Below are 24,806 nucleotides of genomic sequence, written 5' to 3'. Positions count from 1 at the left end.
TTTTACTATAGGGTTCCATGATAGAATTTTAACTTATTCATCTTCATAAACCCTTAAGGGAAGCAGGGTAGGACTAATGTATTAGTTAATTTTTAACTCTGGTTCCCTATAATACTCACCTATATGAACCTTCAGTGTTGTTACTTTTGAACGTAATATAATTTACTTAGTATAGGCTTCCCTAGTCAATTATTAATTCATTCATGATTAATTTTTCGTTCATCTTTAAAAATCCTTTAGGAAACCAATATATGTTCCACATATAAGTTTAGTCTTGAATTTGGTTCCATATAATTCTATATTAAAACACAATAAAAAAGCTAGAAGTTCTGCAAAGTCTATGATTTAAAGTAGACACACCCCTGCACCTTCTAGCTTTTTATACAAAATATAATTTTAACTTGGAAACCAAGAATATATAATTTTCAAATTAATCTTGGTTTCCTCAGAGCTTTTATTGCTTTAAATTTAAAATTTAATTATAAAAGCCTGTATTATATTGTATCAATCTTTAATTTTAGTAAACTCTTTTCTTATTTAAAAAATTGTCCTGAACATCAACTAAAGCTTCTCCAAATCTTTGGAAGTGTACAACTTCTCTTTCTCTCAAAAATCTTAGTACATCTTTAACATCGCAGTCATCGGTTAATTTTATTAGGTGCTCGTATACAGTTCTTGCCTTTTGTTCAGCAGCCATATCTTCAGTTAAATCTGTTACAGGATCTGCAGTTGCTTGAACATAAGCGGCTGTCCAAGGTACTCCATTTGCATCTGCTGGGTAAATTGCCTTCCCATGTTCTGTATATGCTGCTCCGAGTCCAGCTTCTCTTAATTCTTCAGGAGTTGCGTCCTTAGTAAGCTGGTAAATCATAGAAGCAATAATTTCTACGTGTGCCAATTCTTCAGTGCCTATGTCTGTCAACAACGCCTTAGATTTTCCTGTTGGCATTGTATATCTTTGACTTAAATATCTAATGGAAGCACTCAATTCCCCGTCAGGGCCACCGTATTGAGCAAACAAGTATTTTGCCATGTTAATATCTTTACTTTTTATTACCACTGGGTATTCTAATTTCTTTTCATATATCCACATAATCCGCTACCTCCTAACATTTGCCTTCCCATGGCCATGGGTCGTTAACATAGTTCCAATCTCCACAAACCTCACCATAAGCAAAGTTAGCTAGGGTACCATATTGCATTTCATATTCTTTTTTTAGGTTTTGATAAATTTCAGTAACCTTTTGGTAGTCTCTCAATGCTTTTCTATTATCAGGAAAATTATCCAAGTATAAATTTATTTCAACTGCATAAAACCCATATTGTTGTAACAACAACATTAATTCACTTTTGCTTTTTGCCATGATTTATTCCTCCCTTTTGTGTTTGTAATCAGTTATATCACTGTAGTAAGGTAGCTTCAAATCTTCAAATATAGTCCCTTTCCAAAGTGCCTTATCCACTGGATATAAATTTTCATAATCTTGGGGAAGAACATAAGCTCTAGCATATCCTAATTGTCCTAAACATTTCTTTAGTTCATAACATGTTTCCACTTAAATCACCTCATAATAATTTGTTTTTTGTAGATGCAAGGCCAGACCTTTAAACTGACCTTCTTATCAAATTCTGACAATACTTTATATCTGATAGTTACTAGCCCAATATTTTGTGCCTAATAACATATTATTCAACAACATAATTGTGGTGATAGGGAAATCAAATTTTTTATTATTTTTCATTTGAAGTTTAAAAAAATTTTAAATTCTCCTTTAGAATCTATTTTTTGTGCAACTACTTTCATAACTTTTATTGTCTCAATTATTATATGACTTTCTGTATCAAAGACTTTTATCACTGTCTTTAATAAAAGCTTTACTCACCCAAACTTTTCATAACTATCATGTTCACATTTACTCTTTACTACTTTTTATTACAAATTTAGTATGGTTTTACTGGATCTCATGCTAATCACTACTATAATTAATCCTGTACCCACCAATTGTATAAGGTACTTTTCCCATAGGTTTCTTAGCTTTCATATAACACTACGAACTAACCTAAGAATAGAATGAAATGACACATATTTTTCGTTTATTATCGTGACATATATGGAATAATTGTTTTAATCTATGAATATATTGTAACGTCAACAAATTATTTAGGAGATGTGTTATGAAAAAAATTATTGCTCTTGTCACCTCTGCGGTGATTATTTCTTCTTTTTTTGCTACTTCTTCAGCTACAGCTAAAGTAAATGGCCATGATTTCAAGGTTGAGAAGTTTGGTAAATATTCCACTGATCTTAAAGGTGTAAACCAATTATTTAAGGACAATAATGACAAATTTAAAATCAAAAATGCTGAGGATGAATTTACTACTAAAAGTTCCAAAAAGGATTCCTTAGGTTATACCCACTTAAAATTGCAGCAAACAGTAAAAGGTGTACCAGTTTTTGGCCATGAGTATATAGTACATTTTAATGATAATGGTGAAGTTTATTCTGTAAACGGAAATTACAATCCTAAGGCAAAAGAATTCAAAAAATCTAAAGAATACATCACTCCAGGTGAAGCTGAAAATAAAGCTTTTGGAATTATTGATTACGACCCCAGTAGTCTAGATGCTGACTTCCCTAACAATGGAAAAGCTAAGCTATATTTATATAATTTGAATAATGAATATATCCCAGTATATTTAGTACAAATTAACTACTTACTTCCTAAGCCAGGCAACTGGAGTATCTTCGTCAATGCTTATACAGGTGAAATAGTAAATAAATATAACAAATTTGCAAATGTTGCCGCAACTGGTACTGGAACTGGTGTGCTAGGAGACACAAAAACACTTAATCTAGATAAAGTTTCAATTAGAAAGGGAACCTCCTATAATCTAACTGATTTAACTAGAGGTGCTACAATCTCTACCTACACAAGTAGCTATGGAAGCCGAACTCCAGGAACTTTAATATCTTCTACAACAACTACTATCAATGATCCTGCTGCAGTTGACGCTCACTATTATGCTGGAGTAGTTTACGATTATTATAAAAACAAATTTAATCGAAACAGTATAAATGGGTCTGGCATGGCTATAAAATCTAGTGTCCATTATTTAAGAAATTATGTTAATGCTGGTTGGACTGGAACTCAAATGGTTTATGGAGATGGTGATGGTGTTAATTCATTAGCCTTATCTGGAGGTCTAGATGTCATCGCTCATGAAATTACTCACGGAGTAGACCAATATGAAGCTGATTTAATATACCAAAATCAATCAGGTGCCCTAAATGAGTCAATGTCAGATGCTTTTGGTGTTTTTGTAGAGTACTACGCTCAAAATAGTAAGTTTGACTGGCTAATGGGTGAAGATATTTGGACTCCTAAAGTTGCAAATGATGCCTTAAGAGATATTTCTGATCCTACTAAATACGGTGACCCTGCTCATATGAATAACTATGTTAATACAACTCAAGATAATGGTGGTGTTCATACCAATAGTGGAATACCTAATAAAGCTTGTTATCTAATAACAAGTAATCTTGGTGTTAATAAAGCAGAACAAATCTACTATAGAGCATTAACTCAGTATATGACTGCCTCCACAGACTTCTCAGCTGCAAGAGCTTGTCTTGCTCAAGCTGCAGCTGACCTTTATGGTTCAGGTAGTGCTGAAGTTACAGCAGTTCATAATGCCTTTAGTTCAGTAGGAGTAAATTAGCTAAAACAAAAAAAATTAGCAGGGACTTCCTTGCTAATTTTTTACAGTTATAGTCTAATTATTTTAATCATCCTCACAAGTTATAATACAACCTCTTCAACAAATAATGTTAAGTTATCCTTATTGTTTAAGTCAATATATTCTCTTTCACCATTACTTTCCACCATTACAACTGGTCTAATAGGAAAATTTCTATTTTGGAGAATTACCATTCCAATCTTACCATTATTTAACTTTACTTCTACACCAACGGGGTATAAATATATGGATTTGTTAAAAGATTTATAAACTTCTTCATCATACTTTCTTAAGGTTTCTGCCTGAACCTTCTCCATAGCTTGGTGAAGTAACATTCTCTCATTATTTATTGCATTTAAATATCCATCACATATACTTACAATCTTAGCAAACTCATGAATTTTGCTTCCCTTTAACCCCTCAGGGTATCCAGTTCCATCAACATTTTCATGGTGAAGTAGAACAGAAATATATGTTGAGGTGTCAAAAATGTAATTCTTTTTCAATAAATTATAGCCTTCTAAGGAATGTTCTGTTCCCTGTACTAAGAGCTTTCCTATATCATGAAGCAACGCCCCTACTGCTAAATTAAATAGCTTTTTATAATTATATCCATAGTTGACCCCTACCATAATAGAAAGTATTGCTACATCAATTCCATGAATGCACATCCCAGTCATTTCGTCAGTATGCCCAAAGGTATTGATAAACAATGCATTTTCTGACATATCAATTTGCGCAATAATTTCTTCAACCATTTCTTTTATGATTTTATCATTTATTTTTTTTGTTGCTTTAATGGAATAAAACTCTGCTTTTAAAGTTCTTATCATTTTTAGCTTTGTTTCCGAATCTAACACTTCCTTAAGCACAATGTCACTTATGCCATCATCTGTATATACTAAATTAATTTTCATATTTTGAATTGATTTAATATATTTTTCATTTAATTTTATTCCCCTATTTAAATACATTACCCCATTATCCATGTAAATTGGAAAAGCTAGTTCTTTGCCTATTATTTTATTGCTTACTATAGATAATTTCATTTCTTCCTCCAATAATTTTCCTTTGTTATCTTAATATCTTCTTAATATTTTTAAATATAATCCTATTATTTTCACGGCTAAATTTCTATATATAAATAAAGATTTTATATTGTTAAATTCATTAACATTATTAATTATTATAACATGAAACAGTAAATAAATTTATAATTAATTCATATTTTTTCAATATGTTTTACTTTTTATTTTATAAAATTTAATCTGAGTAATATACATAATTTCATAAATACCTATCAGAAACTTATTTGGAAAACTCCAACTTTTTTCTTATATCAATGGATAATACTTACATAATAAATTATAATTAATAATATGAGACCTTTTGTTTTAGCCATTAAGGATACCCTAACCCTTCAATTAAAGGTATCCATGGCATCTGTTGATCAAATTTTTATAAGATTGGCAGCCTTGTTTTAACAAATATCACTCTGCATAGTTATAGTGTATAACCTTTTTTTATTATTTAGTAGATTGGAGAGATGATTTTATGTTTAATATTCCTGAAAAATTAAATATAGCAAATTTACCTACTAAAATTCAAAAACTAGAAAGACTCACTAAGGAACTTCAAGGTCCTAATATTTTTATTAAAAGAGATGATGAAACTGGTTCAGAAGTCTCCGGTAATAAAATAAGAAAACTAGAGTTTTCTGTAAAAGAAGCTTTAAATCAAGGATGTAACCTATTAATAACCTGTGGTGGTATTCAGTCTAATCACTGTAGGGCTACTGCTGCTATTGCTGCAAAACTTGGATTAAAATCTTCCCTGGTTTTAAGAGGATCAGAAGCAAAGGATATTGATGGGAATTTATTTTTAAACAAACTTCTAGGTGCAGATATAAAGTTTATAACAGCTGAAGATTATAAGCACAATAGAATGTTGATAATGGAAAACCTTAAAACTGAATATGAAAAACAAGGATTTAAACCATACATTATCCCCGAAGGTGCCTCAAATGGCATAGGAACTTTTGGTTATTTTAATGCTATGGAGGAAATTCTTAATCAGGAAAAGGATATGAATATACATTTTGATAAAATAATAGTTGCTGTAGGTTCAGGTGGTACCCATGCTGGTCTTTTACTTAGTAAAAAAATCTTAGGCTTTCATGGTGAAATCTACGGTATAAATGTTTGTGACAATGAGGATTACTTTAAAAATAGAATTCATAATATTTTAGATGAAAGCATTAATTATTTGAACATAGACTTAAATTTTAATCTTGATGAAATTCATATAATTGATGGTTATGTTGGAAGAGGATATGCCCTAAGCACTCCTGAAACTTTAGAATTTATACTTCATATTGCTCAACTTGAAGGCCTAATATTAGATCCTGTTTATACCGGTAAAGCTATGTATGGATTATCTAAGGAAATAAAAAAAGGAACTTTTAAAAAGGACGAGAACATTTTATTTATCCATACAGGAGGTCTTTTCGGTCTATATCCTCAGAGAGACTTATTTAACTTTTAAATTAATAAACAGATTAACACATGATTTGACACTTAAATTATATAAGATTTTTATAATAAGTTATAAATCCTAATAACTTATATAAGCTGAAAGCACTATGGATACAACCTAATCCATAGTGCTTTCAGTGTGTTAAACTATTCATAATCCACTCTTACTTATACTGAGTTTAAATTTGTAAAAAATCCCTAAGCAAACTTTTAATTCACTAATATATATCGAGAGACTTATTTAACATAGTGTTGTATTTATGTTTAAATTGAGACTTACTTTGTTCAATATACGTTAATTCAAAATCTTAGTTCTTTTAATCTATTATAGAAAACCTAGATTTTTCAAAAACTTCAGAGACTCAGCTAGCTGATTTATATCAAAAACTTCTATAGCCCAGTTAGCTTCAGGGCAATAATTCTTCAACATTTCCAAGGTTTTCACCATATTAATTTTCCCGTTTCTAAGCCCATTATGATTATCCAAAACCCCTTCATTGTTATGTAAATGCACATGCTTCACCCTTTTATTAAGACCTTTAATCCAATGTTCAATTGACTTAGATGAACAGGTGTTAACATGACCTATATCTAAACAGGCAGAAAAGTTAGGGTTGTTCACTTCATCAATTATTTCAGCCATAAGTATATAATCATCATCATATACATTTTCAATATGTATTTCCATTTCCTCAAGTTTCCCCTGTGTAAACTCTTTCCAAAAACACTTGGAATTTTCAAGCCATTGTTTTTCCCAATAAGTATGAGGAATACATCCTGTATGGTATACTATACGCTTAGATTTAAATTGTTTTGCCACCTGAAATCCTTGTGTAAATCTCATATTGGCAACCCTTCTGATCTCAGGATCATTGCTTCCAGGAATTAAATCTGAAAAAGGCCCATGAAAAGATACCTGCTCTACTTTATGAATATATTCCTTAAGTTCTGCCACATACCTTTCCTTATCATCTAGAACCATAGCATTAGCAAACATAACAACTTCTAGTCCTACACCGTATTCTGATACTAAATGTTCTAGCTTGCTAAATTCATCTAATTGTGAAATATATACTTTCATTTTATTCTCCATTTTCCTATGTATTTTTTATAATGTTTAGTAAAGAAACTCCTAAATTCATAGTTTACCATATAATTTTGAACAGCATCTTATAGAACTATATTAGTATATCACTTGCACTAAAACTTCCCTATAAAACAGATTTAAGTTTATGATATTTATAATTTCATTTTAATACTATAAATTTATTTACACATAATTTTTTATAACCTTGTATGGTCTTATATATTAAATTTATTTTAAAATACCATTTTTATATAAATTCTACAATATTATTTATTATAGTTTCAAAATATTTAATAGATATACACTTTATAGTCTTGCTAAATATGTATATAATGGAATAAGAAAATAGATGAATTTATGTTTATGCTAATGTATTGTAAAGTCTGTAACTAATCTTGCAACTTATACTTAAAAAGCATATAGAATAAAGTTGGAGGGAATTATGCTAAGAACAATTGGATGGTATATAAGTTTTGCTGGTAGCTTAGTAGCTAAATTGCCACAAATGTATATTGTAAAGTCATTTGAGAAAAAAGGGGAACTAGCTCAGCGAGATGAGTATGTACATAAGACTACTTCAAAATGGGCACTCAATAGAGTTAAATTCAGCGGTGCAAAGGTTCAAATTTTCGGTGAGGAAAACATTCCTAAAGATAAGCCTGTAGTGTTTATAAGCAATCATCAAGGCAATTTTGATATAGCTTTATTTATGAGTTATATAGACAAGCCTAAAGGATATGTTGCTAAAATTGAAATGAAAAAAATCCCTATACTTCGTGATTGGATGACTTATATGAACTGTGTTTTTATGGATAGAAGTAGTATAAGAAAATCTGCTGAAGCCATAGTTGAAGGAGTAAATATAATTAAAAAGGGATACTCTCTTGTAATTTTTCCAGAAGGAACAAGAAGTAAGGGAGATAAAATTGGAGAATTTAAAGCAGGCAGTTTTAAACTTGCAACAAAGTCAAAAGTTCCTATAGTTCCTGTAACCATAAAAGGTTCTTATAAACTCATGGAAGCCAATGGAAATAAGATTGTGCCGTCTCAAGTAGAAATGTACATTCACCCACCTGTGGACACTGCAAGTCTTTCTAAAGAAGATTTAGAAGCACTTCCAGCCAAGGTAAAGTCTATTATTGAAAGTAAACTTTGCTAAAATTACTAGGTGCCTTTAATATATCTGTGCTTATACTTTACAGATTTTTATGAAATTTGCTATATAGATTTCTATAAGATGTCTCTAGCATCTACACTTGTTCAAATGTATACTATAAAGTTTTTAGGAGGATTTATTATGTTTGAATGGAAAGATGAATATGAAACCGGTGTAACTCATGTAGATGAACAACATGTGAAGCTATTTGAAATTGGAAACAATGCTTATGATTTACTAACAAACAACTTATCTATTGATAAGTATGACAAAATACTTGCTATTATTGAAGAGTTAAGGGATTATGCTATATTCCATTTTAAATCTGAAGAAGATTATATGTTAAGTATTGGTTATAAAAAATTCTTATCACACAAAGTGCAACATGATGACTTTATAAAAAAGGTAAATAGTATTGACTATAGTCGCATAGATTATGGTCAAAATGAATATATACTAGAATTATTACAGTTTGTACACAAGTGGATATGTGAGCATATTTTAATAAGCGATCAAGGATATACACAGTAAAAAAGTATGGCTATAAAAGCCATACTTTTTTGATTTAAGAAAAATAGGTTGTCATACATAGTTTGGGTTACTTGTATGATTATTTAACTATTTATATTATTATCTATCCAATTCATAAATATACTTAGAATTATAGTTTAATTTACTAAAACAACCTTTCAATAAAAACTAATCCCATTAAATAGTTTTATAGATCAAACTTGAATTAATGAAATCATATTTAACCAAATCATAATTTATATAATAAAAGGATGTCTTTAATAAAAAACATCCTCTATAATGTAATAATTACCATCTTTAATCAATCCATGTTCTTCTATGAACTTTACAAATAAAGGAACCAACTCTTTATCAAATTGCTTTTCTACATTATCCATAAGTTCTTGAACCGCTTCTTTTATAGTCATACTTTTTTTATAAGTTCTTTCACTAACCATAGCATCAAAAGAATCACATATACTTAGTATCTTACATAGTTTATTAATATTATTATCATTTAATTTATGGGGATAACCCATTCCGTCAACTCTCTCATGGTGATGAAGTATTAATTCTAATTCCTCGTTGAAAATCCCTGTATACTTAACAATGTCATAACCATAGTAGGAATGTTTTTTTATTATTTCATATTCTTCTTTTGTCAATTCTTCACTTTTATTAAGTATATCATTTGGAATTCTAATTTTTCCTATATCGTGTAATAATGCTGCGTAATGAAGTTTAGTAATATCCTCTTTTTCACACTGAATATATCTAGCAAAACTTGTAGCGTAATTAACTACATTATAACAATGCGTTAACGTATCTTTGCTTTTTCCTTCTAATTCTCTCAGTAGATTTTTCAAAATACTAGCTTTTGTTTCTTCTAAACAATCACTACACATAAATTTCATCATTCCCCCATTTTAATTTATTTATTTTCATTAAAGTAAATTTATTTTCAATAATAATATAACATGTGATTTTCCAATATTCAACATTTTTCTGCATATTTACTTACATTTCACAAATTTATAACATTTTTACCAATTAATTCGACATATTTCTACCAACCTCTTAGTCTTCACACTAAAAATAAGCCCTTTCTCCCTATAAGTTTAATTCCAAACTATAAATTTATATAGAAACCTTTAAATACTTAAGCTCTCTTGTAAACTTTCTTTAAGAAACCCTGCATAGATGAGACTTGTAAAACATCTCAATATGAATACTTAATTCATATTTTCTCATCAAATGTTCCTGGTTAACGAAGGAGCAATCTATATTTAAACCTTAAAATTCTTCTCATCAACTGCTATTTATATCTCTTTGTATTACTTTATAAAATTTTAATGTATGGACTGCGTATTCCTAGTAAATAATAGAATAGGTAAGATTTAATGTAAGGTACCTACTCACTCATAATTCTTGTAGGTGCTTAAATCATTATAGAGGAGGATTTTATTAATGGCAAAAATCATGAAAACTATGGATGGAAACCAAGCTGCTGCAGAAGCCTCTTATGCTTTTACAGAAGTTGCTGCTATCTATCCTATAACCCCGTCTACACCTATGGCTGAACTTACAGATGATTGGTCTGCCCACGGTAGAAAAAATATGTTTGGTCAACCAGTAAAAGTTGTTGAAATGCAATCAGAAGCTGGTGCTTCTGGCTCTGTACACGGTTCTCTAGTTGGAGGAGCACTTACAACAACCTATACTGCATCTCAAGGATTATTGCTGATGATCCCTAACCTTTATAGAATGGCAGGAGAACTTTTACCAGGAGTATTACACGTAAGCGCACGTGCTGTTGCTGCGCATGCCCTTTCTATTTTTGGAGACCATCAAGACGTAATGGCTACTAGACAAACTGGAGTAGCCCTTTTAGCTGCTTCAAATGTTCAAGAAGTAATGGATTTAGCTAATGTTGCTCACCTTTCTTCTATAAAATCTAGAGTTCCTTTTATACATTTCTTTGATGGATTTAGAACCTCACATGAATATCAAAAAATAGAAATAGTAAATCCTGAGGATGTTATTAAGCTAGTAGATCACAATGCTATTAAAGCCTTTAGACAAAGAGCTCTAAATCCTGAACATCCAACGCTAAGAGGTACAGCTCAAAACCCTGATATCTACTTCCAACAAAGGGAGTCTTCTAATAGATATTTTGAAGCAGTACCTGATATCGTAGAAAATTATATGAGAGAACTAGAAAAAATTACAGGAAGAGCATACCATCCCTTCGACTATTATGGTGACCCAAATGCTGAAAATATAATTATAGCTATGGGTTCTGTATGTGACACAATCGAAGAAACCATAGACTATTTAACTAACCAAGGTGAAAAGGTAGGACTTATCAAAGTTCATCTTTATCGTCCATTCTGTAGTACATATCTATTTAATGTTCTTCCAAAGACTGTAAAGAAAATAGCTGTACTAGATCGTACAAAGGAACCTGGCTCTCTCGGTGAACCATTGTATCTAGACATTTGCAATGCCTTCTACAATCATTCTGAAAAGCCATTAATAGTGGGTGGTAGATATGGCCTTGGCTCAAAAGATACTAGACCATCTCAAATTTTAGCAGTTTATAATAATTTGAAAGCTCCAAGACCTAAAAACGGCTTCACCATTGGAATTGTAGATGATGTTACTAATACTTCACTACCTGAAGAAGAAATCATCGAAACTGCTGCTGAAGGAACTATTAGTTGTAAGTTTTGGGGACTAGGTTCAGATGGAACTGTTGGAGCAAATAAATCTGCAATTAAAATTATAGGAGATAATACAGATCTTTATGCTCAAGCTTACTTTTCTTATGATAGTAAAAAATCTGGTGGAAGTACAATTTCACACTTAAGATTTGGTAAAAAACCAATTAGGTCACCATATTTAGTATATAAAGCTGATTATATAGCTTGCCATAATCCTTCCTATGTTTACAATTTTGACTTAGTAAAAGGATTAAAGAAAAATGGCGTATTTGTTCTTAACTGCCGATGGAGTGATGAGGAATTAGAAACAAGATTGCCTGCTTCTTTAAGAAGATATATTGCAAAAAACAATATTAATTTCTATACCATAGATGCAATTTCTATAGCTGGGAAAATTGGTCTAGGTGGTAGAATTAATATGATAATGCAGTCTGCCTTCTTTAAACTAGCTAATGTTATTCCAGTAGAACAAGCCATAGATTTACTAAAATCTTCTGTAGAAAAGACCTATGGTAAAAAGGGTGAAAAGATTGTTAATATGAATAAAGAAGCCATTGACCAGGGTGTAAATGCATTACACAAGGTTAATGTACCTGAATCTTGGGCTAACGCAGAAGATGAAAATCTGCCAATTAAGGAAGAACCCGATTTTGTTAAAAATATTCAAAGACCTATGGAAAGACATGAGGGAGACGAACTCCCTGTTAGCGCTTTCAACGGTATGGAAGATGGTATTTTCCCAACGGGAACAACATCCTATGAAAAACGCGGTATAGCGGTTACCGTTCCTGAGTGGCAAATTGATAAGTGTATTCAATGTAACCAATGTGCTTATATATGTCCTCATGCAGTAATACGTCCATTATTACTTGATGATAATGAGAAAGAAAAAGCACCTGATACCTTTAAAACTAAAAAGCCTACTGGAAAAGGCTTTGAAGACTTACATTACCGTATACAAATCAGTCCACTAGATTGCACTGGTTGTGGAAACTGTGCTGATATTTGTCCTGCTCCAGGAAAAGCATTAATCATGAAACCAGCAGAACATGAAATTGAAATGGAATCTGAAAACTGGGAGTTTGGTACAACAGTTACTTCTAAAGATCATATTATGGATAAGAAAACACTAAAAGGAAGCCAGTTTGTAAGACCACTTATGGAATTCAGTGGTGCTTGCCCAGGTTGTGGAGAAACTCCATATGTTAAACTACTTACCCAATTATTTGGTGATAGAATGATGATAGCCAACGCTACAGGTTGTTCATCAATTTGGGGTGGTAGTGCACCTTCTGTTCCATATACTACTAATGCATGCGGTAAAGGTCCAGCTTGGGGTAACTCTCTCTTTGAAGATAATGCAGAATACGGCTATGGTATGTACTTAGCGGTAAAACAACTAAGGGAAAAACTTGCTCAGTTAATGAAGGAAGCGTTAAACTCAACTTTAAGTGCACCTGTTAAAGACGCATTTGAACAGTGGCTAGCTGGTATTGATGATGGAGAAGCTTCTAAAGCTGCTACCTCTAAAATTCTTGAAGCTATGAAGACTATAGACTATGAAAAAGATCCAATTCTTAAAGAAATTATGGAGAATAAGGATCATTTAGTTAAAAAATCTCATTGGATGATTGGTGGAGATGGTTGGGCTTATGATATAGGTTTCTCTGGATTAGATCAAGTTCTATCAACAGGCGATGATGTTAATATCTTTGTTATGGATACAGAGGTTTATTCTAATACTGGTGGCCAGTCTTCTAAAGCTACGCCTACAGCTGCAGTAGCTAAATTTGCAGCTGCTGGTAAGAAAATTAGAAAGAAAGATTTAGGCTTAATGGCTATGAGTTATGGCTATGTATATGTAACTCAAATTTCTATGGGTGCTAATATGAACCATACAATAAAAGCTATTGCAGAAGCTGAAGCATATAAAGGACCTTCCTTAATTATTGCTTATGCACCTTGCGTTAACCATGGTATTAAAACAGGAATGGGCACAAGTATTGCCCAAGAGAAAAAGGCTGTGGAGTCTGGATATTGGCATCTTTATAGATATAATCCAATGCTTAAGGAAGAAGGAAAGAATCCATTTGTATTAGATTCTAAGGAACCAACAAAATCCTTTAAAGAGTTTATCTTAAGTGAAATTCGTTACACTTCTCTTGCAACCGTATTCCCTGAAATTGCTGATCAAATGTATGATGTAGCAGAAAAGCATGCCCGTGAAAGATACGACACATACAGAAGATTGGCTGAAATACAATACTAATTATAAAATTTAAAAATTTTCTCATAAAAAGAAGCTTGATTTCAAATCAAGCTTCTTTTTATGAAACTGTTGCTTTTTCACTTTTAGATACTATTTTTGATTTGCATCTACCCAATCTTTTGCATTTCTAATCTCGTTATTATTAGGAATATTTACTCTTGTTCGTGGTTGTAAATGATCCCTATTAGCCAATGGTGCTGTTGCAAAATTTTCAATTGGCATTGCCATATGTTTTTCTTTATACTTGTTTTCTGCCATAATAATCCCTCCAATATTGTTTTTTATTGCTTTTACCTAAAACATAATAATTTTAAATTTATATCCTTCTCTATATTAGTTTCTACAATTAAACTAATTCTATAAGAGGTAATTTATTTGAAAACTTCAAATGTTTATCATTTGTAATATTTTATATGTTTATATTACCCCAGTTTCTCTTAAAACTTTTAATAAATATTAATTATATGTCAAGTAATATTTTATTTATTTCTTCACTTACCCTAGCTCTTTCGTCCTGTACCCAATGCTCATCATATTCTAATTTGAAAATTTTCGAAAAGCTATAGTACAAGTTCACCTTTTGATAGTAAATTTCAAGTTCATATAATTCTTGTAATGAATAGGATGGTTTTGATATACTATCCATTTTTCCAATGAATAATTGATCAACATAAATTAAAAAAGCTTCCATTAACTTAGGATTTGTTACATCAAAAGGAATTCTTATAAGTTTCCATTGATCCTGTTCATGAAGTTTATAGCTTTTAAGATGATCAAGAATTATTAAATATTCATTAATATCCATTTTTCTATAAAAAGGTACTTGTTCTTCTCTAGTACTCCACAGAGCAAGCTTTTCCCTTAAAGAAAGGCTTTTTACTTTTAAAATTGCTTCGCTAGGCCCCACTACTGCTTCTTTTATTTCTCTATCTTCTGAACTTAGCATTTCATCTAGGAAATCTTGATTTCCACCAATGGATGCCACATAACCAACTTCATATATCCCCTTTCTCCCTGCTCTACCTGCTATTTGCTTTACTTCATGGGAGTTTAAAAATCTAAATTCATTTCCATCGTATTTTTTTATGTCCATAAATATTATTCTTTTAATGGGAAGATTAACTCCCATGCCAATAGCATCAGTACAAATTAATATCTTTGTCTCTTTATTAATGAATTGTTCATATTGTTTTCTTCTAACTTCAGGTGGTAAATCTCCATAAATTAAGCTGGCCTTAATGCCAAGGTCTGCAAATTCATATGCTAGCTCTAATACTCTTTTTTTCGAAAAAACAACTAATGCATCTCCTTCTTCTATATTTCTATAGGAAAAGTTCTGCTGTTGAAGTTGAAGAGGTATTTGCCGTTGATACAGCTTTAAAGTATAATTTTCTTCACAGTCTTCTAGGATTTTTATTATAATATTTTTAGCATTCAAAGACCCACAAAGATGAACTTCCTTGCTTTTCACCCCAAGCAAAGCTCTGGTCCATGCCGCACCACGTTGATCATCATCTATCATTTGAACCTCGTCAATAATGGCAACCTGATACTCTTCTTCAATATCCAATTTCTCAATAGTACAAGATATATGAGTAGCTCCTTCTACTATAATTTCTTCTTCACCTGTGAAAAGACTGCATTTAACTCCCTCATTATTTAATCTTTCATAATTCTCTAAAGCCAAGATTCTCAATGGGGATAAATAGATACCTCTGCTACTGCCCTTTAACCTTTGCATAGCATTGTAGGTTTTTCCTGTATTTGTTTCTCCTAAGTGAAGATAAAACTCCCTTTTCACTCTTCTTGTTTCTCTATATTCATTCTTAGGATTCATTGGAAACACTCTATCAAATTCACTAGAAATTAATCTAGGCATATGATTAGAAATTAATACACTAATTATTCCTGATTTTAAATATCCTTCGTAATTATCTTCTATAATGTCTCTGAAATTAAACTTTGTATCGTTTTTATTGTTATAATCCTTAACAAGTCTCTCAGAAATATACTCTAAAATTTCTAAATAACTTTGGTAAACTTCTTCATAATCTCGAAGGCCCGCACCTTCAAATTCCTTTAGTTGCTTAAGCTTTTTTCTAACAGAAGCCTCATGCTCCCATAAGGAATTAGTTTTTGAATTTTTTACTATCTCATTTATCTGATGAATTTGGTTTTTAATCTTGCGAAAATTTCTTTCAATAACTCCTCTTTTCATCTCAGTCTCCTTTACGAAGCACTTGAATTTTTCAAATACTCCTCTTCTTTGATGACCATATATTATTTATTAAATATAATATTTGCATATTTGAGAAACTTTATAACTGTATATAAGTTATAAATATACTTTATTAGAGCATACTTCTTCACTTATTGGTTGCTAACTTTAGTATAGAAAAATACTTTGTTTTATTATATTATTGTAATATAATGATAATCAAACTTTAAAGGAGTGAGTTTATGAAGGGTAAAATACTTATTGTTGAAGATGAAACTAAACTTTTAGAAGTAATGACCTTATATTTAGAAAAAGAGAATTATGAAGTTACTTGCATTTCAGATGGTAAATTAGCTGAAGATGCTATTTTTACCGAAACTTTTGATTTGATTATCTTAGATGTAATGCTCCCTAATAAAGATGGTTGGGCTCTTTTAAGAAAAATTAAAACCTTAGGAAACACCCCAGTAATTATGACTACTGCTAGAGGTGAGGAAGATGATAGGATTTTTGGTCTAGAATTAGGGGCTGATGATTATATGGTGAAACCTATTAGCATGAGAGAATTAATATTAAGAGTAAACTTGAGAATGAATAGCAAGGTAGATAATAGTACAACACTTGTTTTCAATAAATTAACTATTTCAGAAAACAAGAGAGAAGTAATAGAAGAGGATAAAAATATAGTACTAACTCCAAAAGAGTTCGATCTTCTAGTGTTTTTCTGTAAGAATCCTAGTCAAGTTTTTAATAGAGAACAATTACTTAGTACAGTTTGGGGATATGATTACGCTGGAGATTCTCGAACTGTTGATACTCACGTGAAAAAGTTAAGAGAAAAAATTAGCTTTTGTGAAAATCATTTGGCAACGGTCTGGGGTGTAGGCTATAAGATGGACTTTAAAAATTAGTATATAATAATCTTTTCACTAAATCTTAATGAAATTTATTTTGAAATATATAGAATGCAATAAAAATACTGAATAATTATATCTAATCCTGTTTTGTATTCTCTTTTGTATAAGTTGCTTAAAATTTTCTTTCAATGTAAAAATAATATTGCACCTTATATAATGATTAAATATACTGAAAATCTCATTAGTCAATTAATGTTCTGCTTAAAATATAATGCCGTAATTTTCTTATTTATAATTAATAAATTTATGGAGAGTAAATATGAATAAAATAACAGTAAAACTTTCAAAATATTTCTTAGGCATAATTACTTTTGTAGTGATTTTATGTTTTATTGGTAGCAGTATCTTTTTATCTAAATTTTATATGTTTCAGCAATACACTTATCTAGAAAGCTCATCCAAGGAAATTTATGAGTATCTGAGTACATCTAATCCCCTTCCAAGTCTTGAAGTTAGTGCTATCCTAATTAAAGATGGAACTATTACACCATTAACTCAAGGAAAAATGGGAATGATGTCTTTTCTACAAAATGTTAAAGAAAAAGATTTTGTGAAAAAGGGAAAATTTAAAAATATGATGGGATCAGAATTTCTTTATTACAAGTTTCAAACCTCATTAGGTGATATTGTGGTTTTTCAAAATAATAAATACTCTGAGGACTATTTGAAAGGTATTTATATAATATTATTTTTAGTTTTTGTGGTAGGAGTATTATTATCACTCCCACTCATTTCTTATATTGGGAGAAAGTTTACTAATCCTATACTACAAATAGAAAATGCTGCTGATGAAATATCAAAAGGAAACTTTGATTTAAAGTTAGATATAAATACAAAAGATGAAATTGAAGCACTATCTTATAGTATTAAAAAAATGGCTCTTGAACTTAAAAAGAAAAATCACCTTCAGCGGGAATTTGTGGCTAACGTTTCCCATGACTTTAAAACCCCACTTAGTGTAATAAGAAGCTATAGTGAAGCTATTTATGATGGTTTAGTAACTGAAGAAGATAAAGATAAATATTCCCTTGAAATAATTAAAGAAGTAGATAGATTAAATAACTTGGTTGTAGATTTGCTTCAACTTTCTAAATTTCAACAAGGAGCATTTACACTAAATAAGAGTTCTATCAACCTTTCACTGCTACTAGAGGATGTGATTAATAAGCTTCATCCTATGATTGTTAAAAAAAATCTTTCCATTCATTGCAGTTTCCTACCCATAAATATAGAAGCTGATAAAAAACATCTAGAAAGAGTTCTTTATAATTTTCTAGATAATGCAATTAAATTTAGTAGGGAAAATAGTGAAATCAAAGTCTTAGCTAGTGAAGAAAATACACATATTAAAGTATCTATTATAGATTATGGAGTGGGAATACCTCCAAATTTACTAGAAGATATCTGGCATAGGTATTACAAAACTTCTCAAAGTGGTGGTATGGGTCTTGGTCTCCCAATTTCTAGCGAAATTTTAAAACTACATGGCTTTGAATATGGTGCTAATAGTTCCCTAGGAAAAGAAACAGAATTCTATTTTATAATTCCCAATAAATTTATAAGAAAGTGTGATAAGCCTATGGAGGAAGTACCAGAGTAATAAATAACTTAGTATAGTAAGTAACTTAGTATACTAAGTTATTTCTAAAGACATAAGGTAAAATTTAAAATATAGAAATTCTTTAACTTGATATTTCACAAATTTATCACAATTACCCCATAGTATTATCAAAGTTTGTATGTATTATTTTAATATAAGCTACTGAGATATAAAACATATTAACTTTCAACTATTAAATTTGTTTTTGGAACACCATAGTATTCCTTAGTTGAACAGAGATCTAACTTGTTCTCTTATAGATTTCCAAGATAAATATACTTAAATTTCCTGTTGGAGGCCTGTGTTGTAACTCAGTAAAAATACAAATAAATTTATGGAGGTAATGACAATGAAAAAGAAAAATCTTATGATGGTATTAGCACTAACATTAGCACTTGGTGTTGGAGCAACTGCTTATGCAGACTCAGCAACTACTACAGCTAACACTAATAACCCTACTTCTCTTTGCCAAGGTTCTGGACTTAGAGGAATTACTGGTAAAAAAGGCTATGATTTTATGACAAGCTTATTAAAAGAAAAGTTTGGTATAGAGGAAACTGAAATAATTGAAGGCAGAGCTGCTGGTAAAACAATGTATGATTTGGTGAGTGAAAAAGGAATTACTGCTGAGGAGTTTAAGTCAACTATGGTTGAAGAAAAAATAAAATCTATTGACGAAGCTATAAATAATGGTTCAGTAACAAAAGAACAAGGTGAAGCCATAAAAGCTAAAATAGAAGAAAACTCAGCCGCTTGCACTACTCCAGGTGAAGGGCAAAAAGGAAAAGGTAATGGGAACATGGTGGGAGAAAATGGACAAAGAAGAGGTGCCGGCAAAGGTATGGGTAATGGAGCTGGTATGAAATCTGGTGCAAGAGGAACTTGCCAAAACTTAGGTAGCGGAAATTAACAAATTATTTAGCCTCACAGGTATTTTCCCTGTGAGGCTAAACTTTGAGCTTATTTCCTACATACCAAGAGCTGCTGCTCCAATAATTCCTGCTTCATTTCCAAGGGTTGCAAGAACTATCTTTCCTATAGGAATCATTTTCATATATCTTACTCTTTCAACTTCTTCTTGAACTTTTACCAAAAGAAAATCTCCTGCTCCAGAAAGTCCTCCACCTAATGCTATTATCTCTGGATCAATAATGTTTATGATATTGGTAATTCCAATAGCTAGGTATTTTACTAACCTATCTACAGCTTTATTAGCTACATAATCTCCTTCTTTTGCAGCTTCAAAAATAATTCTTCCATTAATTTCTTCTAAACTGCCCTTTGTTTTTTTAACTATGGAGGTCTCATTCCCCTCACTAATTAATTTTCTCGTATAGTTAATTAAGGCCGTTGAGGAAGTAAAGGTTTCTAAACACCCATTGCGACCACAATTACAAGGATAAAAGTTTTCTCCTACTATCATGTGCCCAATTTCAGATCCTATACCATTAAAACCTGACCTAACCTTACCATTGATAACAATACCTCCACCAACTCCAGTACCTAAAGTTATGAACACACCACTTTCACAATTCCTCATAGTGCCTATCTTATACTCTGCAAGTCCAGCAACGGTGGCATCGTTGTCTACAAATACTGGAATATTTAGCTCTTTTTCAAGGTCTTGCTTTAAAGGTACATTATTCCACCCTAAGTTGACACAGTAAATTACCTCTCCAGAATTAGGCTCTGCAATTCCTGGCACACCTATACCAATGGCTTTAACTGTCTCTTTATTTATGCCATAGTCTCTTATTGTTTCATTGATTAGCTTAATAATATCTTTAATTACTTCCTTTGAACCTCTTTCTGCCCTAGTTGGTGTAGACTTGTGATATTTTAAAATACTATTTTCATCTACTAGGCCAACTGCAATATTAGTCCCGCCTAAATCTACTCCTACATACATGGTGCTCCTCCTTGCTTTGCTCTTTGTACAAATACTCTAAACCTCTTACATAAGTTGTAATATTACTTATAATTTTAGGCACTTATGTTAAAGAGAATGGAAAATAGACTTATCTATATTTATACAGTACGTTTATTGCATTCTATATATTATAATTATAATTCATTTAATTCATCCATTCTACAAAAATTTAGGCACACAAGACTAAAATAATTAGAACTCTTGTGTACCTAAAATATAATGGGTTTTATCTGGCTTTTTATATTTTTTTTGGCTCAATATACCAAATTTCTCTTGCATACTCTTCAATGGTTCTATCACTACTAAACTTACCAGCGTTAGCTATATTCTTTAGACACTTTTTAGCCCATAAAAGTCTATGTCTATAGGCCTTATCTACCTTTTCTTGTGCTTCTACATAACCCATAAAATCTTTAAATATAAAGTAATGATCTGGCTTATGCCAAGCTGCACCTTCAAGAAGAGAGGTATAGATTTCTTCAAACATTCCTGTATTTCCATCAGAGAAGGTTCCATCTATTAAGGTGTCTACTACCTTCTTTAATCTTGGATTATTTTCATAGTAATCTTTTGGGTTATAAGTATCCTTAATTTTCTCTATTTCTTCAACCCTAGCACCAAAAATAAAATTATTTTCTTCTCCTGCTTCTTGTACTATCTCCACATTGGCACCATCAAAAGTTCCTAAAGTTGGAGTTCCATTTAGCATAAACTTCATATTTCCAGTACCTGAAGCCTCTTTACCTGCTGTAGAAATTTGCTCAGAAATATCTGCTGCTGGAAATAGCCTTTCCCCATAGGATACTCTATAGTTTTGAACAAAAACTACTTTAATTTTTCCCATAACCAGAGGGTCATTGTTAATTAGTTTTCCTATTTCATTTATAAACTTTATTATACCCTTAGCTCTTATATATCCTGGAGCAGCTTTTGCTCCAAAAATAAAGGTTCTAGGTACTATATCTATTTCTGGATTTTCCTTTAGTTTAAAATATAAATCCAAAATTCCAAAGGCATTTAAAAGCTGTCTTTTGTACTCATGTAATCTTTTTATTTGGATATCAAATAAAGAATTTGGATTTATTTCCACCCCTTCATGAACTTTTATATATTCAGCTAACTGGTGCTTTTTCTCTTCCTTTATTTCTAAAATCTTATTTAGCACCATTTCGTCCTCTAAATATTTTTCAAGATCTTTAAGTAAAGTAAGTTCATTTATCCATTTATCAGTTCCAAGGAGCTTTGTAATCATTTGTGCTAATTCCCTATTGCAAAGTGCAAGCCATCTTCTTGGTGTAATTCCATTAGTTTTATTTTGAAACCTATTTGGATAAAGCTCATACCAATCTCTAAGCTCTTGAAATTTCAATATATCTGTATGAAGCTGAGCTACTCCATTGGTAGTATGAGTTCCATGAATAGCAAGAAAAGCCATACGAATCATGTCCCTATTAATAATAGCCATAGAATTTATCTTTTCTGGTTCATAGCCCTTTTGTGAAAGCTCAATAACAAATCTCCTATCAATCTCTTCAATAATTTCATATACTCTTGGAAGCACCTTTTTATAAAGGCCATTCCACCATTGCTCTAGAGCCTCTGCTAAGATAGTGTGATTAGTATAAGAGAAGGTTTTTACAGTAATATCCCAAGCTATTTCCCAATCTATATTTTCTTCATCCACTAATAACCTCATTAACTCTGGTATTGCAACTACAGGGTGAGTGTCATTAAGCTGAATTGCGTGAAACTCTGGAAAGTCCTTGAAATCTCCCCTATGATCTTTCTTATATTGTTTTATTAAATCTTTTAAGGAAGCTGATACAAAAAAGTATTGCTGCTTTAGTCTAAGTATTTTTCCCTCTTCTGTGGAATCGTTAGGATATAGCACTCTTGATATATCCTCTGCCTTATTTTTTTCCTCTACTGCCTCATTATACTTTTGGTCATTAAATAGATGAAAATCAAAATCCTTAAAGCTTTCTGCCTTCCATAATCTAAGAGTATTTATATTCTTTGTGCCATAGCCAATGATTGGTGTGTCATAAGGTACTGCCTTAACCTTTTCATCAGCAAATTCAACAATTACAGATTCCTCTTCTTTTCTTATTGACCAAGGATCTCCATATTTAAGCCAATTGTCACCTTGTTCCCTTTGAAAACCATCTTCAAAACTTTGCTTAAATAAGCCATGACTATATCTTATACCATAGCCTCTTACAGGAAGATTCAAAGTTCCACAGGATTCCATAAAACAAGCTGCAAGTCTCCCAAGACCACCATTTCCAAGACCAGCATCTTCTTCCATTTCTTCAATATCATTGATATTTATATTCATGTCCTTTAATACTACTTTTACATCTTCATAAATTCCTAAGTTCAATAGGTTGTTACCTAAGGCTCTTCCCATTAAAAACTCGGCGGAAAGATAATAAGCTGCTTTTCCAGTGGAGTAAGTCTTCTCTGTTTCATCCCAGTTATTAATAATTGTTCCCATTATGGCTTTAGAAAGGGCATTATACTTCTCATGAGTTTGAGCTTTAGCTAAAGTTTTGCCGTAATCTGTTTTAAGAATTCTTTCTATGTTTTCTCTTAATTCTTTAGTATCAAACATATTTATCTACCTTTCCTTTTTTATCTTCCATAAAGTTTTGTTATTTTATTTATTTTTTCTGCCAACTCTTCTGTAAGAGCTTCTTTCTTCACTCTCCACTGCCAGTTACCTCCTAGGGTTGATGGAATATTCATCCTTCCCTCATCTCCAAGGCCTAGATAATCCTGCATCTGTGCAATTGCTAAACTACCTACAGAACTTAATGCCCCTCTAATAAATCCCCAATTATAGCCTTCCTTTTCACTCAAATTTAAGTACCTAACTGCATAATCTACATCTGCTTTATTAGTGTTTTTAAACCATCCATTTACCGTATAATTATCATGAGTTCCTGTATAAACCACACAGTTCTTTTCATAATTATGTGGTAAGTAGTCACTTTCTTCCCTAGAATCGAAGGCAAATTGAAGCACTTTCATTCCTGGGTACCCAGATTCTATTCTGAAATTTATAACTTCTTCAGTTAGAAACCCTAAGTCTTCAGCAATAATTTCTACATCCCCTAATACTTTCTTAATGGCGTTGGAAAGCTTTATCCCAGGTCCTTTTACCCAAGTTCCATTTATAGCCGTTTCTTCTCCATAAGGAATTTGCCAATAGGATTCGAAGCCTCTAAAATGATCTATTCTAATTACATCATATAGTTTTTTACTTCCAGCAATTCTTTCAATCCACCATAAGTAATTCTGTTTTTCTAAAGCCTTCCAATCATAAATAGGATTTCCCCAAAGCTGTCCAGTTTCTGAAAAAGCATCTGGTGGGCATCCAGCCACTACAGTTGGAATCTTATTTTCATCAAGGAGAAATATATTGCTATTTGCCCAGGTATCAGCACTATCTTCTGCCACATATATAGGAATATCACCAATAATTTTAACACCCTTGGAATTTGCATAAGCTTTTAATTCCCCATACTGTTTATAAAATAAGTACTGCAAAAATACCCAATACTCTATTTCTTCTTTTAATTCTTTCTTATAAGTTTTTATAGCACTTTCTTTTCTTAGTTTAATATCCTCATCCCAAAGCTTCCAAGGCTTTAATTGAAACTTTTCTTTTATTGCCATATAAAGGGCATAATCTTCTAGCCACTGGGTATTGTCCTCTTTAAACTCCTTTATATCCTCTAAATATTTGTTCTTTGCATTGTTAAAAGCAACTTTTAGCACCTTCATCTTATTTTTAAATATCTTCTCATAGTCTACACTTTCAATGCTATGACCAAAATCTAATGTCTCATAGTCCTTTTTGGAGAGAATACCTTCTTTATTTAAAAGGTCCAAATCTATAAAGTAAGGATTCCCTGCGAAGGCTGAGAAAGATTGATAGGGAGAATCTCCAAAACTTGTAGATCCTAGTGGCAGTATTTGCCAATATTTTTGCCCTGCTTTAACTAAAAAGTCTACAAATTCATAGGCCTCCTTTCCAAAGGTTCCTATTCCATAAGGGCTAGGTAAGGAGGTTATGTGCATTAAAATACCGCTGCTTCTCTTCATCTTTATCCTTCTCC

19 protein-coding genes are annotated in these 24,806 nt (G+C 31.4%); 8 read left to right on the top strand and 11 right to left on the bottom strand.

The annotated features are described in order from the left end of the window. Positions 1-517: 517 nt before the first annotated feature. From C661_RS0120030 to C661_RS22425, 3 genes are read right to left on the bottom strand one after another with little or no spacing between them, the layout of a single operon-like run. Positions 518-1,093 carry a manganese catalase family protein gene (locus C661_RS0120030; RefSeq protein ID WP_017417113.1) on the bottom strand — a complete coding sequence of 192 codons (576 nt, stop codon included), beginning with the start codon at positions 1,091-1,093 and terminating at the stop codon, positions 518-520. 13 nt (positions 1,094-1,106) lie between these two features. Then, entirely contained in the window at positions 1,107-1,364 is a 258-nt protein-coding gene (locus C661_RS0120025; protein ID WP_017417112.1) for a spore coat protein CotJB, read from the bottom strand. 3 nt (positions 1,365-1,367) lie between these two features. Then, positions 1,368-1,556, bottom strand: coding sequence for a spore coat associated protein CotJA (locus C661_RS22425; protein ID WP_017417111.1), 189 nt, complete (start codon positions 1,554-1,556; stop codon positions 1,368-1,370). A gap of 619 nt (positions 1,557-2,175) precedes the next feature. On the opposite strand from C661_RS22425, the gene C661_RS0120015 reads away from it, so the two are divergent. Continuing rightward, positions 2,176-3,720 carry a M4 family metallopeptidase gene (locus C661_RS0120015; protein ID WP_017417110.1) on the top strand — a complete coding sequence of 515 codons (1,545 nt, stop codon included), beginning with the start codon at positions 2,176-2,178 and terminating at the stop codon, positions 3,718-3,720. A gap of 80 nt (positions 3,721-3,800) precedes the next feature. Here the strand turns inward: C661_RS0120015 and C661_RS0120010 are convergent, their stop codons facing one another. Next, positions 3,801-4,787, bottom strand: a complete 987-nt coding sequence (locus C661_RS0120010) for an HD-GYP domain-containing protein (protein WP_017417109.1) — start codon at positions 4,785-4,787, stop codon at positions 3,801-3,803. Positions 4,788-5,292: 505 nt separating this feature from the next. Here C661_RS0120010 and C661_RS0120005 point away from each other — a divergent pair. Next, positions 5,293-6,282 (top strand): D-cysteine desulfhydrase family protein, encoded by a 990-nt coding sequence (locus C661_RS0120005; RefSeq protein ID WP_017417108.1) that lies wholly within the window; start codon positions 5,293-5,295, stop codon positions 6,280-6,282. Between the two features lie 315 nt (positions 6,283-6,597). Here the strand turns inward: C661_RS0120005 and C661_RS22420 are convergent, their stop codons facing one another. Continuing rightward, on the bottom strand, positions 6,598-7,353 hold the full coding sequence (locus tag C661_RS22420) for a sugar phosphate isomerase/epimerase family protein (protein ID WP_017417107.1): 756 nt from the start codon (positions 7,351-7,353) through the stop codon (positions 6,598-6,600). A 448-nt stretch (positions 7,354-7,801) separates the two neighbouring features. Between C661_RS22420 and C661_RS0119995 the strand changes: the two genes are divergently transcribed. Both C661_RS0119995 and C661_RS0119990 read left to right on the top strand, forming a co-directional pair. Further along, entirely contained in the window at positions 7,802-8,518 is a 717-nt protein-coding gene (locus tag C661_RS0119995; protein ID WP_017417106.1) for a lysophospholipid acyltransferase family protein, read from the top strand. Positions 8,519-8,656: 138 nt separating this feature from the next. Next, positions 8,657-9,046, top strand: coding sequence for a bacteriohemerythrin (locus tag C661_RS0119990; RefSeq protein WP_017417105.1), 390 nt, complete (start codon positions 8,657-8,659; stop codon positions 9,044-9,046). A 257-nt stretch (positions 9,047-9,303) separates the two neighbouring features. Here C661_RS0119990 and C661_RS22415 read toward each other — a convergent pair whose 3' ends face one another. After that, the gene (locus tag C661_RS22415) at positions 9,304-9,942 is read right to left on the bottom strand and encodes an HD-GYP domain-containing protein (protein WP_083861726.1); all 639 of its coding nucleotides are present in this window, start codon (positions 9,940-9,942) and stop codon (positions 9,304-9,306) included. Between the two features lie 550 nt (positions 9,943-10,492). Between C661_RS22415 and nifJ the strand changes: the two genes are divergently transcribed. After that, positions 10,493-14,017: a pyruvate:ferredoxin (flavodoxin) oxidoreductase gene (gene nifJ / locus C661_RS0119980; RefSeq protein ID WP_017417103.1), complete on the top strand. Its 3,525-nt coding sequence runs from the start codon at positions 10,493-10,495 to the stop codon at positions 14,015-14,017. A 90-nt stretch (positions 14,018-14,107) separates the two neighbouring features. Here the strand turns inward: nifJ and C661_RS23265 are convergent, their stop codons facing one another. Both C661_RS23265 and C661_RS0119970 read right to left on the bottom strand, forming a co-directional pair. Further along, the gene (locus C661_RS23265; RefSeq protein WP_017417102.1) at positions 14,108-14,275 is read right to left on the bottom strand and encodes a CDIF630_02480 family spore surface protein; all 168 of its coding nucleotides are present in this window, start codon (positions 14,273-14,275) and stop codon (positions 14,108-14,110) included. Between the two features lie 202 nt (positions 14,276-14,477). After that, on the bottom strand, positions 14,478-16,235 hold the full coding sequence (locus C661_RS0119970; protein WP_017417101.1) for a helicase-related protein: 1,758 nt from the start codon (positions 16,233-16,235) through the stop codon (positions 14,478-14,480). A 242-nt stretch (positions 16,236-16,477) separates the two neighbouring features. Here C661_RS0119970 and C661_RS0119965 point away from each other — a divergent pair, with 242 nt between their 5' ends. The 3 genes from C661_RS0119965 (at position 16,478) to C661_RS22410 (ending at position 19,662) form a co-directional block, all read left to right on the top strand. Next, the gene (locus C661_RS0119965; protein ID WP_017417100.1) at positions 16,478-17,146 is read left to right on the top strand and encodes a response regulator transcription factor; all 669 of its coding nucleotides are present in this window, start codon (positions 16,478-16,480) and stop codon (positions 17,144-17,146) included. A 265-nt stretch (positions 17,147-17,411) separates the two neighbouring features. After that, a complete protein-coding gene (locus C661_RS0119960; protein WP_017417099.1) occupies positions 17,412-18,752 on the top strand; it encodes a sensor histidine kinase in 1,341 nt (446 codons plus the stop codon). A 349-nt stretch (positions 18,753-19,101) separates the two neighbouring features. Continuing rightward, positions 19,102-19,662: a hypothetical protein gene (locus C661_RS22410; RefSeq protein ID WP_017417098.1), complete on the top strand. Its 561-nt coding sequence runs from the start codon at positions 19,102-19,104 to the stop codon at positions 19,660-19,662. A gap of 57 nt (positions 19,663-19,719) precedes the next feature. On the opposite strand, the gene C661_RS0119950 is transcribed toward C661_RS22410, so the two are convergent. The 3 genes from C661_RS0119950 to malQ all read right to left on the bottom strand — a co-directional run bounded on the left by C661_RS0119950 (position 19,720) and on the right by malQ (position 24,792). Beyond that, positions 19,720-20,661 (bottom strand): ROK family protein, encoded by a 942-nt coding sequence (locus C661_RS0119950; protein WP_017417097.1) that lies wholly within the window; start codon positions 20,659-20,661, stop codon positions 19,720-19,722. Between the two features lie 259 nt (positions 20,662-20,920). After that, on the bottom strand, positions 20,921-23,296 hold the full coding sequence (locus C661_RS0119945; RefSeq protein ID WP_017417096.1) for a glycogen/starch/alpha-glucan phosphorylase: 2,376 nt from the start codon (positions 23,294-23,296) through the stop codon (positions 20,921-20,923). A 20-nt stretch (positions 23,297-23,316) separates the two neighbouring features. After that, a complete protein-coding gene (gene malQ, locus C661_RS0119940) occupies positions 23,317-24,792 on the bottom strand; it encodes a 4-alpha-glucanotransferase (protein ID WP_017417095.1) in 1,476 nt (491 codons plus the stop codon). Positions 24,793-24,806: the final 14 nt, after the last annotated feature.

Origin of the sequence: Clostridium tunisiense TJ (assembly GCF_000300195.1) — a bacterium.
Classification (GTDB): Bacteria; Bacillota; Clostridia; order Clostridiales; family Clostridiaceae; genus Clostridium_J; species Clostridium_J tunisiense.
Note: the sequence above shows the minus strand (reverse complement) of the source record. Positions and strands in the feature narration are given on the sequence as shown.